Genomic DNA, 13,257 nt, shown 5'->3' on the forward strand with positions numbered 1-13,257 from the left:
AGAAATACCTGAGCAAACCGCCACGCTAGAGGCACGAGGGGGTTCGCCGATACCTCCTTATGGAGTCATGCGCGCATGCTGAATCCGTTGTCGCGCAACCAAGTGACGAGTCCGCGCGGACTGCGCGTCCGGGTCAGCACCAGGCCCGGTCCGGCGAAGTCGAACACGAGCCCGTCGCCGGTGCGCACCGATTGCGGCACGTCCGGGGTCAGGGCGCGCAGGCGGCACTGGAGGGTGTCGGCGAACCCGATGACGTGCCCGGCGTCGAGGGTGACCAGCTCGCCCGCGGCGAGGGTGACCACGTCGAGCGTGCCGTAGCAGCTCAGCACCACCGAGCCCGCGCCGCGGAAGTGGGTGAGGAAGCCGCTGTCGCCGCCGTGCAGGGCGCGCACCGGCGGCGCGGCGGGGTCGAGGGCGACGGTGACCGCGCCGGCCAGCCACGTGTTGCGGGCGACGCACCAGCCGGCGGCGCCGTCGAGTTCGAGGACGTGCAGGTCGCCGGGCAGCGGGGGCGCGACGTCGACCCAGCCGCCCTCGGGACCGGCCGTGCACAGGGCGGCCTTGACGCCGGGGGCCTTGCCCCTGGTGTCGACGGTGACGCCGTAGCTGGTCGCGACCACCGACGACCGTTCGACGAGCACCGGCTCGGCGGGCGCGAGCACCAGCCTGGCCACCCCGAACGTCGGCGTGTGTCGCGTGCGGACCTGCACCGGAACCTTCCCCCCTACTGCGAACCGCGGCCGGCCACCTCGATCGTGCGGCCGGTCGGAGCAGTCTCGCACGCGCGCGGCAGGATGGTGGTCGTGTCGAACTCCGAGCCGTCGAAGCCCCTGACGCGTGTCGCCGACCACCGGGCCCGGGTGGCGGACCTGGTCGGCGTGATGCCGGTGGTGGACCTGCCGGTCGCCGACTGCCTGGGCCTCGCGCTGGCCGCCGACCTGGTGGCCCCCATCCCGCTGCCGCCGTTCGACAACTCGGCGATGGACGGGTACGCGGTGCGCGCCGCCGACCTCGCGCGGGTGCCGGTGACGCTGCCGGTGACCGACGACATCCCGGCGGGCAAGACCTCGCTGGCGCCGCTGGAGCCGGGCACCGCGCAGCGGATCATGACCGGCGCGCCCGTGCCGCCCGGCGCGGACGCCGTGGTGCAGGTCGAGTGGACCGACGGCGGGACCTCGACCGTCCGGGTGGACCGCGCGGTGGCGGTCGGGCAGAACGTGCGGACGGCCGCCGACGACGTGGCCGTGGGCGCGACCGTGCTGACCGCCGGGACGCCGCTGGGCCCGGCGCAGCTGGGGTTGGCGGCGGCGCTGGGGTTCGCGGTGCTGCCGGTGCGGCGGCGACCGCGGGTGCTGGTGCTGTCCACCGGGTCGGAGCTGGTGTCGCCGGGGACCGACCTGCTGCCGGGGCAGATCTACGAGTCCAACGGCGTGATGCTGGCGGCGGCCGTGCGGGAGGCGGGCGGCGAGGCGGAGCTGCTGCGGTTCGTGCCCGACGACGTGGACGCCTTCCACGCGGCCGTCGGGGCGCGCATCGCCGAGTTCGACCTGCTGCTGACCTCGGGCGGGGTGAGCGCGGGCGCGTACGAGGTGGTCAAGGACGCCTTCACCGGGCGCGGCGTGGAGTTCACGAAGGTCGCCATGCAGCCGGGCGGGCCGCAGGGCGCGGGCCGCTACCAGGGCGTCGCGGTGGCGACGCTGCCGGGCAACCCGGTGAGCGCGCAGGTGTCGTTCGAGGTGTTCATCCGGCCCGCGCTGCGGGCGGCGCTGGGGTTCGCGCGGGTCGAGCGGCCGACGGCGGTCGCCCGGCTGAGCGCGGGCCTGACCTCGCCCGCCGGGCGCACCCAGTTCCGGCGCGGCAAGTACGACCCGGTGTCCGGGCGGGTCGTCACGCCGGTGGGCGGGCCGGGGTCGCACCTGCTGTCGGCGCTGGCGGTCAGCGACTGCCTGATCGAGGTGCCCGAGGACGTGACGGCGCTGGCCGAGGGTGACGAGGTGCTGGTCCGGTTCCTCTGAGCTACCCCTTCCGGGTGACAGTCACGACCGCGCTGTGTGACGAGCGGCTCACGCAACGCCATTGAATACTCCATGTGACCCGGATTACACTCGACGGCTACTCGTCCGGTGGTGCGCGTGCGTTCGTCGGGGGACGCACGGGCACGCCGGACGGGGCCGGGCGCCGCCGGCGTAGCGTGTTGCCGGTCGAATGACAGTGCCCCGACCCGGAAGAGCCATGACCGTCGAACGCGACAACAACAGTGGTGCCGTCTCCCACTTCCTCGACCTCGCCAAGGGGATCGTCCCCCCGATGAACCCGGCGGGTCGCCCGTTCGTGCTGGGTGCGGCCGTCGGCACCCTCCTGCTGCGCCGGTTCTCCAAGCGCCTGGGGGTCGTCGGCGCCGTGCTGACCGCCTGGGTGGCGTGGTTCTTCCGCGAGCCCAAGCGGACCACGCCCACCCGTCCCGGCATCGCCGTGGCGCCCGCCGACGGCACGGTGTCCCACGTCGTCGAGGCGGTGCCGCCGGCCGAGCTGGGCCTGGGCGCCGCGCCGATGACCCGGATCAGCGTGTTCCTGTCGGTGTTCGACGTGCACGTCCAGCGCGTGCCCGTGTCCGGCACCGTCAAGCAGGTGTCCTACCGGCCCGGCAAGTTCCTGTCCGCGGACCTGGACAAGGCCAGCGAGGACAACGAGCGCAACACCGTGTGGCTGCGCTCCTTCGAGGGCCACGACGTCGTGGTCGTGCAGATCGCCGGCCTGGTGGCGCGGCGGATCGTGTGCCACGTGGCCGAGGGCGACAAGGTCGCGGTCGGCCAGACCTACGGCCTGATCCGGTTCGGCTCGCGCGTGGACCTGTACGTGCCGGCGGGCAGCCGGGTGCTGGTCGAGGCCGGGCAGAAGACCATCGGCGGCGAGACCGTGCTCGCCGAACTCCCGGAGGGCTGAGGCGGATGGCTCCCAGCGGCCCCGGGGTCCGGCTGCTGCCCAACGCCATCACCGTGCTGGCGATGTGCGCGGGCCTGTCGGCGGTGTACTTCGCCATCAACGGGTTCTACGGCGCGGCCATCGCGTCCATCGCCATGGCGGCGGTGTTCGACGGCCTCGACGGCCGGATCGCCCGGCTGCTGGACGCGACCAGCAAGATGGGCGCCGAGCTGGACTCGCTGGCCGACGCCATCTCCTTCGGTGTCGCGCCCGCGCTGGTCATCTTCGTGTGGAAGTTCGAGGACAGCCGCGAGGGCTGGGTCGTCGCGCTGATCTTCGCGGTGTGCATGGTGCTGCGGCTGGCCCGGTTCAACACGCTGCTGGAGGTGGAGCAGCCGCCGTTCGCGAAGGAGTTCTTCGTCGGCGTGCCCGCCCCGGCCGGCGGGTTGTTGCTGCTGCTGCCGCTGATCCTGGACGAGCAGGTGCGCCGGCCGGGCTGGTGGTCGGAGCCGTGGGTGGTCGGGGCGTGGACGGTGGCGGTGGCGCTGCTGCTGGTCAGCCGCATCCCGACGCTGTCGGTGAAGACGATCAAGGTGCCGCCGCGGGCGGTCGCGCCGCTGCTGGTCCTGGTGGCGCTGCTGGCGGCGGCGGTCATCACGTTCCCGCTGGTGGCGCTGATCGCGGCGTCGCTGCTGTACCTGGCGCACCTGCCGTACTCGGTGCGCCGGTACCGGTGGCTGGCCAAGCACCCCGAGGCGTGGTCGGTGCCGGCGGCGGACCGCCGGGCGATCAAGCGGGCGCACGGCGTCGCGGCCCGGCGGTTGGGCCTGCGGCAGCCGTTGGGCGGCCGGGTGGCGGGCGCGGCGATGCGGGCGGTCCGCCGGCCGCGCCGGGCCGTGGACCCGACCCAGGTGGCCGCGGAGACCAACGGCCAGCCCGGCGCCAAGCGCCGCGGTTGGCGGCAGATCGGCCTACGCCGCCACCACCGCCCTTGATGCCCCCCGGGCGGCGGATCGGCCTACGTCACCACCGCCGCACTTAAGGCCCTCTAGCAGCGGATCGGCCTGCGCCACCACCGCCCTCAAAGGCCCTTTTGTCGGTACCCCGTGAGACGATCGAACCGGGGGCCGGAGGCCACGCTGACGGCCCGGCGGGACTCGAACCCGCCGGGCCGATCGCTGTCCTAGGCTCTTGCCGTGATCACGTTGACGGCCCGCCTGTCGCCTTCCGCCCTCGACACGCGCCGCGGTGTGGTGCGGATGCACCCCGAGGTGCTCGACGCGCTGGGGTTGCGGGCCTGGGACGCGGTCAAGCTGACCGGGGCGCGGGTGTCCGCCGCCCTCGCCGCCGCCGGCGACGGGCCGCCCGGGGTGGTGTTCGTCGACGACGTGACGCTGTCCAACCTCGGCGTGGTCGAGGGGTCCGAGGTCGTGGTGACGCCGACCGAGGTCGCCGCCGCGCGGGCGGTGACGGTGGCCGGGTCGCGGCTGGCCAGTACGTCCCTCACGCCCGAGACGCTGCGGATGGCGTTGACCGGCAAGGTCCTGACCGTCGGGGACGCGGTGTCGCTGCTCCCCCAGGACCTCGCCCCGCCGCCCGGCGTGGACGTCAGCGAGACCCGGCGGAAGCTGTCCAACGCCATCGGCATGACGTGGACCAACGAACTGCTCACGATCACCTCCGTCGACCCGGCCGGGCCGGTGGCGGTGCAGCCCTCGACCGTCGTCGGGTGGCGGGACGGCGCACGGACGGGTGATCCCGCCCCCGAACCGGTGGTGACCGCCCCGCCCGTGGCGGCGGTGGCGATCGCGGACCTGGCCGGGCAACAGGACGCGGCGCGCCGGCTCACCGAGTGGCTGGACATCACCTTCCGGCACCCCGAGCTGCTGACCCGGCTGGGCGCGGCGCCCCGGCTGGCGGCGCTGGTCAGCGGGCCGGAAGGGGTCGGCAAGGCGACGCTGGTCCGGGCCGTCGCGCACGCTGTCGACGCCGCGGTGGTCGAGGTGGCCGCGCCGAGCATCGCCGTGCTGGAGGCGAACGCGACGGCCGCGCGGCTCACCGACGCGCTGTCCACCGCCGGGACGCCCGTGGTGCTGCTGCTGACCGACGTCGAGGCGCTGCTGCCGGCCGCCGACCCGCCGCCGGTGGCGACGGTCGTGCTGGACGCGTTGCGGGAGGCGGTGGCCAGGCCCGGGTTCGCGCTGGTCGTGACGAGCGCGCACCCCGAGGCGGTGGACCCGCGCCTGCGCGTGCCGGAGCTGGTGGACCGCGAGATCGTGCTGTCGCTGCCGGACGGCGTCGTGCGGACGGAATTGCTGCGGGTGCTGCTGCGGGACGTGCCGCTGGAGCCCGACGTGGACCTCGGCGTGGTCGCCGACCGGACGCCCGGGTTCGTCGCGGCGGACCTGGTGGCGCTGCGGCGGGAGGCGGCGGTGCGGTCCGCGCTGCGCCAGCGGGACGTGGCCGAGCCGCACGTGGCGCAGCAAGACCTGTTGGGCGCGTTGGAGACCGTGCGGCCGATCTCGATGTCCACTTCGGACACGTTGCGGACCGGCGGGCTGACGTTGGAGGACGTCGGCGACATGGCCGAGGTGAAGCAGGCGCTCACCGAGGCCGCGCTGTGGCCGTTGCAGTACCCGGACTCGTTCGCGCGCCTGGGCGTCGCGCCGCCGCGCGGGCTGCTGCTGTACGGGCCGCCGGGGTGCGGGAAGACGTTCCTGGTGCGGGCGCTGGCGGGCAGCGGGCGGTTGAACGTGCTGTCGGTCAAGGGCGCCGAGCTGATGGACAAGTTCGTCGGCGAGTCGGAGCGCGCGGTCCGCGAGCTGTTCCGCCGCGCCGCCGAGGCCGCGCCCGCGCTGGTCTTCCTGGACGAGGTGGACGCCCTCGCGCCGCGCCGGGGCCAGTCGTCGGACTCGGGCGTCGGCGACCGGGTGGTGGCGGCGCTGCTGACCGAGCTGGACGGCGTGGAGCCGTTGCGGGACGTGGTGGTCCTGGGCGCGACGAACCGACCGGAGCTGATCGACCCGGCCCTGCTGCGACCGGGCCGGCTGGAGCGCCTGGTGTACGTGCCGCCGCCGGACGCCGCCGCGCGGGCGGAGATCCTGCGGGCGTCGTCGCGGAACACGCCGTTGGCGTCGGATGTCGACTTGTCGGCTTTGGCGGAGGAGTTGGACGGGTACTCGGCGGCGGACTGCGCGGCTTTGGTGCGGGAGGCGGCGCTGACCGCGATGCGGGAGTCCCTGTCGGCGGCGGAGGTGACGGCGGACCACCTGGCGAAGGCGCGGACCGCCGTGCGGCCGTCGTTGGACCCGGTGCAGCTCGCGGCTCTGGAGGCGTACGCGGAGTCCCGGCAGACCTGACTCCCGGCGGGCCGGCCGCAAGCGCTTGCGGCCGGTTCAGATCTTGCCGGACGGGCCCTGGTAGTCGTTCGTCACGATCACGATGATGCCGGGGTGCGCGCCCTCGATGCCGTCGAAGCGGGGCTTCACCTCGGCGCGCAGGGCGCGGGCCAGGGCCTGCGCCGACGCCTCCTCGTCCGTGCCCGGCCGGAAGTAGACCGTGGTGGTCGGGATCTGGCCCTGGGAGTAGTTGCCGGTCTCGGCGACCTCCCAGCCGACCTTGCGCACGTCGTCGGACGCCCGCGCCGCCAGGTTCTGGATGGTGCTGTTGTTGTAGACCCGCACCGGCGGCTTGGTCGTCGGCGAGACCGGGGGCGGCGGGGTTGTGGTGGCGCCGCCCGGGACGCCGGTCGGTGCGGCCGTCGTGGTGGCGGCGGGTGGCGTCGTGGGGGAACCGGTCGTGGTCTGCGGCGCGGTGGGGTCCGTGGTGCCCGGGGTCTGCGTGTCGCTGCCGCCCGGGTCGGTGCTGGACGTGGCCGAGGGCTGGGCGCCCTGCTGGTCGTCGTCGCCGCCGGTGAACAGGCTGGCGACCCCGATCACGAGGGCGACCGCCGCGACACCGATCAGCGCGAGGCCCGCGGCGCGGGCGGGGTGGGCGGGACGTGCCGGCTCCGGGCTGCTCATCGGCGCTCGACACCCGGCCGTTCGACACCGAACCGACGGGCCGCGCGGGCCCGCTGCCGCCCGGTCCGGGACCGGCGCAGCCGCTTCACCAGCATGGGGTCCGCCGCCAACGCCTCTTCCTTCTCCAACAACGCGTTGAGCAACTGGTAGTACCTCGTCGGGGACAGGTCGAACAGCTCTTTGATGGCCTGCTCCTTGACACCCGCGTACTTCCACCACTGGCGTTCGAAGGCCAGGATCGCGCGCTCCCGGTCGTCCAAACCGTCGTCCGGCCCCTCGGCCGGCGCCAGTGCCTCTGCGGCGTCCATCCGGCTCCTCAGCCCTACCTGGTGCGTCCGAGCCATTCAATCACGTGATCTTGGTCCGGGTCGGTTCATCGCCTCGGCGCGTCCTGTGGCGGATACGCTTGTCGCCATGTCAGTCCACCCCATCGTCATCGCCGGCGAGCCCGTGCTCCACCGCCCGACCAAGCCGGTCGAGGTGTTCGACGACGCGCTGCGCACGTTGATCGACGACATGTTCGAGACCATGGCGGCGGCGCACGGGGTGGGTCTCGCGGCCAACCAGATCGGCGTCGACCAGCGGGTGTTCGTCTACGACTGCCCCGACGACGAGGGCGTCCGCCACCGCGGCGTGGTGGTGAACCCGGTGCTGGAGACCTCCGAGGTCCCGCTGGGCATGCCCGACCCGGACGACGACTACGAGGGCTGCCTGTCCGCGCCGGGCGAGTCGTACCCGACGGGGCGGGCGTCGTGGGCGAAGGTCACCGGGTTCGACGGCGACGGCAAGCCGGTCGAGGTCGAGGGCACGGGGTTCTTCGCGCGCTGCCTCCAGCACGAGACCGACCACCTCGACGGGTACCTGTACCTGGACCGGCTCGTGGGGCGGCACAAGCGCGCGGCGAAGAAGATGCTCAAGGCCAACGGGTGGGGCGTGCCCGGCCTGTCCTGGGACCCGGCGACCTCCGAGGACCCGTTCGCCGACGACGAGGACGACGACTGACCCGGCCGACCGGTTCGGCCTGATCGATCTACCTGGGCGTCCTAGACCGGGTCCGCGGTCTTCTCTCCCGCACGCGGGTCCGGCGGGCGGTGGAGCGGGTGTCCGGGGCCGTGCTGGTCGGGCTTGGCCTTCGGCTGGTGCTCGACCCGCGGTGAGCGCCGCCAGGGCAGTTCGGGGAAGCCGGCCAGCTCGACGTGGGTGGTGCACCCGGCCAGCTCGGCGTACGCGCCCGCGATGACGTGCGCCCGGATGCGCCGCACCTGGCCGACCGTGGGCAGTTCGCCGACCAGCAGGAACGGCATGAGCAACCGCCACGCCCCCACCACCGTCGCCCGCCTCCGGTGCGGTGCGCGCAACACCGCCCGGGCCACCCGCAACGCGTGCTCGCCGGCCGTCATGGCGTGCGGGTGACCGGCGTGGTCCCACGCCCACCGCAGCTCGTCGGCCGTCGCGCAGCGCACGCAGTCCACGGGGCCGGTGGCGGGCTCCTCGCCGCAGTGCGCGCAGGTCACCAGGGTCATCGCCCAGTCGGTGCAGGTCCAGGGGTGCTTGCCCACCTCGTCGGCGAGCACCAGCTCAGCCAGCTCCTTCTCCCCCGCGCCACCCTCGGCGAGCTTCTCGGCGGCCAGCAGCTCCTGCCAGTCGAGCAGCCAGTACTGGTCGACCAGCTCGGCGCAGAACCGACAGGCCGGGTAGCTCCGCCCGGCCGGCTCACCGCACGACGGGCACGGCGAAACCGCAGCGGGCCGCGCCACGCGCCGGGCCCCGGGCGGGAAGGGCTGGTGATCAGCCACGCGGAGAAAGGTACGCGTAAAGGGCCGTCCTTGGCATCCGCGTGACGGCGGGTGACGGGGACCGGAGCGCGCGGACCGGCGGGTGGGGTGGGCGAGACCGGCGGGTGGGGCGGGGTGGGCGGACCGGCGGGTGGGGCGGGGTGGGGTGGGCGAGGCCGGCGGCTCGGCCGGGCGGGCGGCGGCTCGGCGGGCGGCGGCTCGGCGGGCGGCGGGCGTGGCGAGTGGGCGTGGCCTCCGGCCCCCGGTGCCATTGTCCCACGCGGGTACGACAGTGCGGCCGGGGTGAGGCGGCCTTGGCATGGGCGTGGTGGCCTGGCTATGGTCGGGCGGACAACTCAACACACGCGGGAGCTCGCGCCTCAGCGGGCTGAGAGGGCGGCTGGAGAGGACTCCGGTGCCGCCGACCGCCTGAACCTGACCGGGTAATGCCGGCGTAGGGAGGAATGTCGTGACGGCACTTGACGACCGTTCGGTGAAGCCGACTGTCACCACCGGCCCGATCTCGGGCTCGCGCAAGGTCTACCGCGAGGTGGCCGACGGGGTGAAGGTCCCGTTCCGCAGGGTGGAACTCACCAACGGCGAGCACGTCGACCTCTACGACACTTCCGGTCCGTATACCGACTCCGACGCGACCATCGACGTCCACACCGGACTGCCCAGGCTGCGCGCCGACTGGGTCGCCGCGCGCGAGCCGGTCAACGGGGCGGTGACCCAGTTGGCGTACGCCAAGGCCGGGATCATCACGCCGGAGATGGCGTTCATCGCCGCGCGCGAGAACATGAGCCCCGAGTTCGTGCGGGAGGAAGTGGCCATCGGCCGCGCCGTGATCCCGTTGAACCGCAACCACCCCGAGGCCGAGCCGATGATCATCGGCAAGAAGTTCCTCGTGAAGATCAACGCCAACATCGGCAACTCGGCCGTGACCTCCTCGATCGAGGAGGAGGTGGAGAAGATGGTGTGGGCCTCCCGCTGGGGCGCCGACACGATCATGGACCTGTCCACCGGCAAGCGCATCCACGAGACCCGCGAGTGGATCATGCGCAACTCGCCCGTCCCCATCGGCACCGTGCCGATCTACCAGGCGCTGGAGAAGGTCAACGGCGACCCGGCGAAGCTGTCCTGGGAGGTCTACCGGGACACCGTGATCGAGCAGGCCGAGCAGGGCGTCGACTACATGACGGTGCACGCGGGCGTGCTGCTGCGGTACGTGCCGCTGACCGCGCGCCGGGTCACCGGCATCGTCTCGCGCGGCGGGTCGATCATGGCCGCGTGGTGCCTCGCGCACCACAAGGAGAGCTTCCTCTACACGCACTTCGAGGAGCTGTGCGAGATCCTGCGCACCTACGACGTCACGTTCTCCCTGGGTGACGGCCTGCGCCCCGGCTCGATCGCCGACGCCAACGACGAGGCGCAGTTCGCCGAGCTGCGCACGCTCGGCGAGCTGACCCACATCGCCCGCGCGCACGACGTGCAGGTGATGATCGAGGGCCCCGGCCACGTCCCGATGCACAAGATCGCGGAGAACGTGCGGCTGGAGGAGGAGTGGTGCGGCGAGGCGCCGTTCTACACCCTCGGGCCGCTGGCCACCGACATCGCGCCCGCCTACGACCACATCACCTCGGCGATCGGCGCGGCGCAGATCGGCTGGCTGGGCACGGCGATGCTGTGCTACGTCACGCCGAAGGAGCACCTGGGCCTGCCCAACCGGGACGACGTGAAGACCGGCGTGATCACCTACAAGATCGCGGCGCACTCGGCGGACCTGGCCAAGGGCCACCCGGGCGCGCAGAACTGGGACGACGCGCTGTCCAAGGCGCGCTTCGAGTTCCGGTGGGAGGACCAGTTCAACCTGTCGCTGGACCCGGACACCGCGCGCTCGTTCCACGACGAGACGCTGCCCGCGGAACCGGCGAAGACCGCCCACTTCTGCTCGATGTGCGGGCCGAAGTTCTGCTCGATGAAGATCACCCAGGACGTTCGGAGGTACGCCGAGGAGCGCGGACTGTCCACTGTGGAGGCGATCGAGGCGGGCATGGAGGAGAAGTCGCACGAGTTCTCCGACCAGGGCAACAAGGTCTACCTGCCGGTCGTGGCGGACTGACGTGCCCGCGACCCCACCGAAGGCCCTCACCATCGCCGGCTCCGACTCCGGCGGTGGTGCGGGCCTGCAGGCCGACCTGCGGACGTTCTTCGCGTGCGGGGTGCACGGCATGACCGCCGTCACCGCCGTGACCGTGCAGAACTCCCTGGGCGTCACCGGCTACGCCGAGATCCCGCCCGAGACGGTCGCCGCGCAGATCGAGGCCGTGGCGACCGACATCGGGGTGGACGCGGCCAAGACCGGCATGCTCGCGTCGGCGGCGATCATCGAGGCCGTCGCCGACGCGTGCGACCGCGTCCACATCGGACGGACGATCCCGTTCGTGGTGGACCCGGTCGCCGCGTCCATGCACGGCAACCAGCTCCTGCGCGACGACGCCCTGGACGCGTTGCGCACCGAGCTGTTCCCGCGCGCGACCCTGGTCACCCCGAACCTGGACGAGGTGCGGCTGCTGACCGGGATCGAGGTCCGGTCGCACGACGACCAGCGCAAGGCCGCCGAGGCGCTGCTGGAGTTCGGCTCGAAGTGGGTGCTGGTCAAGGGCGGGCACCTGTGGGACGACCCGGGCTGCCTGGACGTGCTGTACGACGGGTCGGAGTTCATCGAACTGCCCGGACCGCGCTACGACGTCAAGCACACGCACGGCAGCGGTGACACGCTGGCGTCGGCCATCACGTCCCGGCTGGCGCGCGGCGAGGACGTGCCCACGGCGGTGCGGTTCGGCAAGGAGTTCATCGTGAAGTCGGTCGCGGCGGCCTACCCCCTGGGCGGAGGCGTCGGGCCCGTGTCGCCGCTGTGGCGGCTGGAGAGCTAGAGGGATAGCGCCGCGAGGCCGCGTCGGCTTGTCGCGCCGCTTTCCCGCCGATCAGCTTCTCCGATCGGTGGGAAAGCGGCGCGACGAGCCGACTTCCCGGCGGCCTCGCCGCGACGCCGAAGGCGGCGCAATGCAACACTGAGGGCGTGGAACGTGAACGGATCACGCTCACCGGCGCTCCCGAGACGATGCTGGCCACCCTCTACGGCCGTGCGCTCGACACCCGCTCCCGCGAGCCGATCCTGAACGACACTGCGGCCGTGGACGCTGTCAGACGCATCGACTACGACTTCCGGCGCACGGGCATGACCGCGTCCAGCGCGGCCGGGGTGGCCATGCGGGCCAAGCAGCTCGACGACTGGACGCGGGAGTTCCTGCGCGCCCACGACCACGCCACCGTGCTGCACCTCGCCTGCGGCCTGGACACCCGCGTGTTCCGCCTCGACCCCGGCCCGCACACCCGCTGGGTGGACGTGGACCTCCCGCAGGTCGTGACGCTGCGGGAACGGCTGCTGCCCGTCCCCACCGGCGACTACCGGCTGATCGCCGCGTCGGTCACCGACGACGGGTGGCTCGCCGAGGTGCCCGACGACCGGCCCACCGTCGTGGTCGCCGAGGGTCTGACGATGTACCTGCGCGAGCACGAGGTCAAGGCGCTGGTGACGAGGGTGGTCGACCGGTTCCCGAGCGGGGAGCTGCTGTTCGACGTCTACGGGTCGTTCGGGATCAGGGTGCAGAAGCTGGTGCCCGCCGTGCGCCGGTCCGGCGCGACCCTGCACTGGGGCCTGGACGACCCGCGCTCGCTGGAGGAGTGGGGCGTCACGCTCGTCGAGGACGTGCGCAGCCTGGAGCTGCCGGAGATCGCGCGGATGCCCGCGTCGGGCCGCGTCCCGCTCCGGATCATGGCCAAGCTGCCCGGCGTCAAGGACGTGGGCCGCATCCTCAAATACCGGTTCTAGGCCAACCGGAGCAGGACTCGCGCGTCTCACAAGGCATGAGCGCACGACAGGACGCTTACATCGCGGAGTTGGTGCTGAGCCAACCCGAAGTGGTCGCCGGGCTGTTCCTCGGGTGCCTCGGGATCGGCACGGCGGCGCTGTTCCTGGCCCGGCGGTTGGGGTGGCGGCCGGTGCCGGCGGCGTTGGCCGGGTGCGGTCTCGCGCTGGCCCTCGCCGTCACGCTGGGTCGGCCGGGCGTGCTGGACGCCGGGGTGCTCACCACCGACCCGATCGGCTGGTGCGTGGCCAACGAGTTCTCGCTCACCGGGTCGCTGCAACGCCTCAACCTGCTGATGCTGGTGCCGTTCGCGTTCTTCGCGACCACCGCGACCGGGCGGCCGGTGGTCGTGCTCGCGCTGTCCGCGGGGTTGAGCGGAACGGTGGAACTGGTGCAGGCCACCACGGGCCTGGGGGTGTGCGAAGCGCAGGACTTCGCCAACAACACCGTCGGCGCGACGTTCGCCGTGCTGGTCGCCTGGCTGGTCAACCTGCTCGTCACAGCCGTGACAGGTAGCGCTCGGGCAGAGCGCGAAGATCGACCCGCTCGGGATCAAGCAACCACAAGGTGACCGCGCCTTGCGCGGTGCTGGCCGACTTCGGCCGG

Annotated in this window: 13 protein-coding genes and 1 riboswitch; of the genes, 9 read left to right on the forward strand and 4 right to left on the reverse strand. The window is 73.0% G+C overall.

Features of this window, described 5'->3' with window-relative positions:
- Nucleotides 1-65: 65 nt before the first annotated feature.
- Nucleotides 66-710 (reverse strand): AIM24 family protein, encoded by a 645-nt coding sequence (locus tag ABD126_RS07465; RefSeq protein WP_343932895.1) that lies wholly within the window; start codon nucleotides 708-710, stop codon nucleotides 66-68.
- Nucleotides 711-794: 84 nt separating this feature from the next.
- Here ABD126_RS07465 and moeA point away from each other — a divergent pair, with 84 nt between their 5' ends.
- The 4 genes from moeA (at nucleotide 795) to ABD126_RS07485 (ending at nucleotide 6,281) form a co-directional block, all read left to right on the forward strand.
- The gene (gene moeA, locus ABD126_RS07470; protein ID WP_343932896.1) at nucleotides 795-2,015 is read left to right on the forward strand and encodes a molybdopterin molybdotransferase MoeA; all 1,221 of its coding nucleotides are present in this window, start codon (nucleotides 795-797) and stop codon (nucleotides 2,013-2,015) included.
- A gap of 217 nt (nucleotides 2,016-2,232) precedes the next feature.
- A complete protein-coding gene (locus ABD126_RS07475; protein ID WP_343932897.1) occupies nucleotides 2,233-2,943 on the forward strand; it encodes a phosphatidylserine decarboxylase in 711 nt (236 codons plus the stop codon).
- Nucleotides 2,944-2,948: 5 nt separating this feature from the next.
- Nucleotides 2,949-3,917, forward strand: coding sequence for a CDP-diacylglycerol--serine O-phosphatidyltransferase (pssA, locus tag ABD126_RS07480; RefSeq protein ID WP_343932898.1), 969 nt, complete (start codon nucleotides 2,949-2,951; stop codon nucleotides 3,915-3,917).
- Between the two features lie 201 nt (nucleotides 3,918-4,118).
- On the forward strand, nucleotides 4,119-6,281 hold the full coding sequence (locus ABD126_RS07485) for an AAA family ATPase (protein WP_343932899.1): 2,163 nt from the start codon (nucleotides 4,119-4,121) through the stop codon (nucleotides 6,279-6,281).
- 36 nt (nucleotides 6,282-6,317) lie between these two features.
- Here the strand turns inward: ABD126_RS07485 and ABD126_RS07490 are convergent, their stop codons facing one another.
- Entirely contained in the window at nucleotides 6,318-6,944 is a 627-nt protein-coding gene (locus ABD126_RS07490; RefSeq protein ID WP_343932901.1) for a LytR C-terminal domain-containing protein, read from the reverse strand.
- On the reverse strand, nucleotides 6,941-7,252 hold the full coding sequence (locus ABD126_RS07495; protein ID WP_121223461.1) for a DUF3263 domain-containing protein: 312 nt from the start codon (nucleotides 7,250-7,252) through the stop codon (nucleotides 6,941-6,943). Before ABD126_RS07495 ends, ABD126_RS07490 begins: the two co-directional genes overlap by 4 nt.
- A 106-nt stretch (nucleotides 7,253-7,358) precedes the next feature.
- Between ABD126_RS07495 and ABD126_RS07500 the strand changes: the two genes are divergently transcribed.
- Nucleotides 7,359-7,946 carry a peptide deformylase gene (locus ABD126_RS07500; protein ID WP_343932902.1) on the forward strand — a complete coding sequence of 196 codons (588 nt, stop codon included), beginning with the start codon at nucleotides 7,359-7,361 and terminating at the stop codon, nucleotides 7,944-7,946.
- A 41-nt stretch (nucleotides 7,947-7,987) separates the two neighbouring features.
- On the opposite strand, the gene ABD126_RS07505 is transcribed toward ABD126_RS07500, so the two are convergent.
- Complete coding sequence (locus tag ABD126_RS07505; RefSeq protein ID WP_343932903.1) at nucleotides 7,988-8,740, reverse strand: hypothetical protein; 753 nt, start codon at nucleotides 8,738-8,740, stop codon at nucleotides 7,988-7,990.
- A gap of 334 nt (nucleotides 8,741-9,074) precedes the next feature.
- Nucleotides 9,075-9,198: riboswitch (TPP riboswitch) on the forward strand.
- On the opposite strand from ABD126_RS07505, the gene thiC reads away from it, so the two are divergent.
- The 4 genes from thiC (at nucleotide 9,189) to ABD126_RS07525 (ending at nucleotide 13,222) form a co-directional block, all read left to right on the forward strand.
- Nucleotides 9,189-10,841, forward strand: a complete 1,653-nt coding sequence (gene thiC, locus ABD126_RS07510) for a phosphomethylpyrimidine synthase ThiC (RefSeq protein ID WP_343932904.1) — start codon at nucleotides 9,189-9,191, stop codon at nucleotides 10,839-10,841. Its footprint overlaps the riboswitch before it by 10 nt.
- 1 nt (nucleotide 10,842) lies before the next feature.
- Nucleotides 10,843-11,655 (forward strand): bifunctional hydroxymethylpyrimidine kinase/phosphomethylpyrimidine kinase, encoded by an 813-nt coding sequence (thiD, locus tag ABD126_RS07515; RefSeq protein ID WP_343932905.1) that lies wholly within the window; start codon nucleotides 10,843-10,845, stop codon nucleotides 11,653-11,655.
- A gap of 146 nt (nucleotides 11,656-11,801) precedes the next feature.
- Entirely contained in the window at nucleotides 11,802-12,614 is an 813-nt protein-coding gene (locus ABD126_RS07520; RefSeq protein WP_343932906.1) for a class I SAM-dependent methyltransferase, read from the forward strand.
- A gap of 35 nt (nucleotides 12,615-12,649) precedes the next feature.
- Entirely contained in the window at nucleotides 12,650-13,222 is a 573-nt protein-coding gene (locus ABD126_RS07525) for a VanZ family protein (RefSeq protein ID WP_343932907.1), read from the forward strand.
- Nucleotides 13,223-13,257 lie beyond the last annotated feature (35 nt).

The sequence above is a fragment of the Saccharothrix mutabilis subsp. mutabilis genome, from assembly GCF_039521145.1.
Taxonomy (GTDB): domain Bacteria; phylum Actinomycetota; class Actinomycetes; order Mycobacteriales; family Pseudonocardiaceae; genus Actinosynnema; species Actinosynnema mutabilis.

Excerpts from the sequence above, each read along its gene's own strand:
- ABD126_RS07500 (WP_343932902.1), top strand. The coding sequence starts at position 7,359 with ATGTCAGTCCACCCCATCGTCATCGCCGGCGAGCCCGTGCTCCACCGC.
- ABD126_RS07495 (WP_121223461.1), bottom strand. The coding sequence starts at position 7,252 with ATGGACGCCGCAGAGGCACTGGCGCCGGCCGAGGGGCCGGACGACGGT.
- pssA (WP_343932898.1), top strand. The coding sequence starts at position 2,949 with ATGGCTCCCAGCGGCCCCGGGGTCCGGCTGCTGCCCAACGCCATCACC.
- ABD126_RS07490 (WP_343932901.1), bottom strand. The coding sequence starts at position 6,944 with ATGAGCAGCCCGGAGCCGGCACGTCCCGCCCACCCCGCCCGCGCCGCG.
- ABD126_RS07475 (WP_343932897.1), top strand. The coding sequence starts at position 2,233 with ATGACCGTCGAACGCGACAACAACAGTGGTGCCGTCTCCCACTTCCTC.
- ABD126_RS07525 (WP_343932907.1), top strand. The coding sequence starts at position 12,650 with ATGAGCGCACGACAGGACGCTTACATCGCGGAGTTGGTGCTGAGCCAA.
- moeA (WP_343932896.1), top strand. The coding sequence starts at position 795 with ATGGTGGTCGTGTCGAACTCCGAGCCGTCGAAGCCCCTGACGCGTGTC.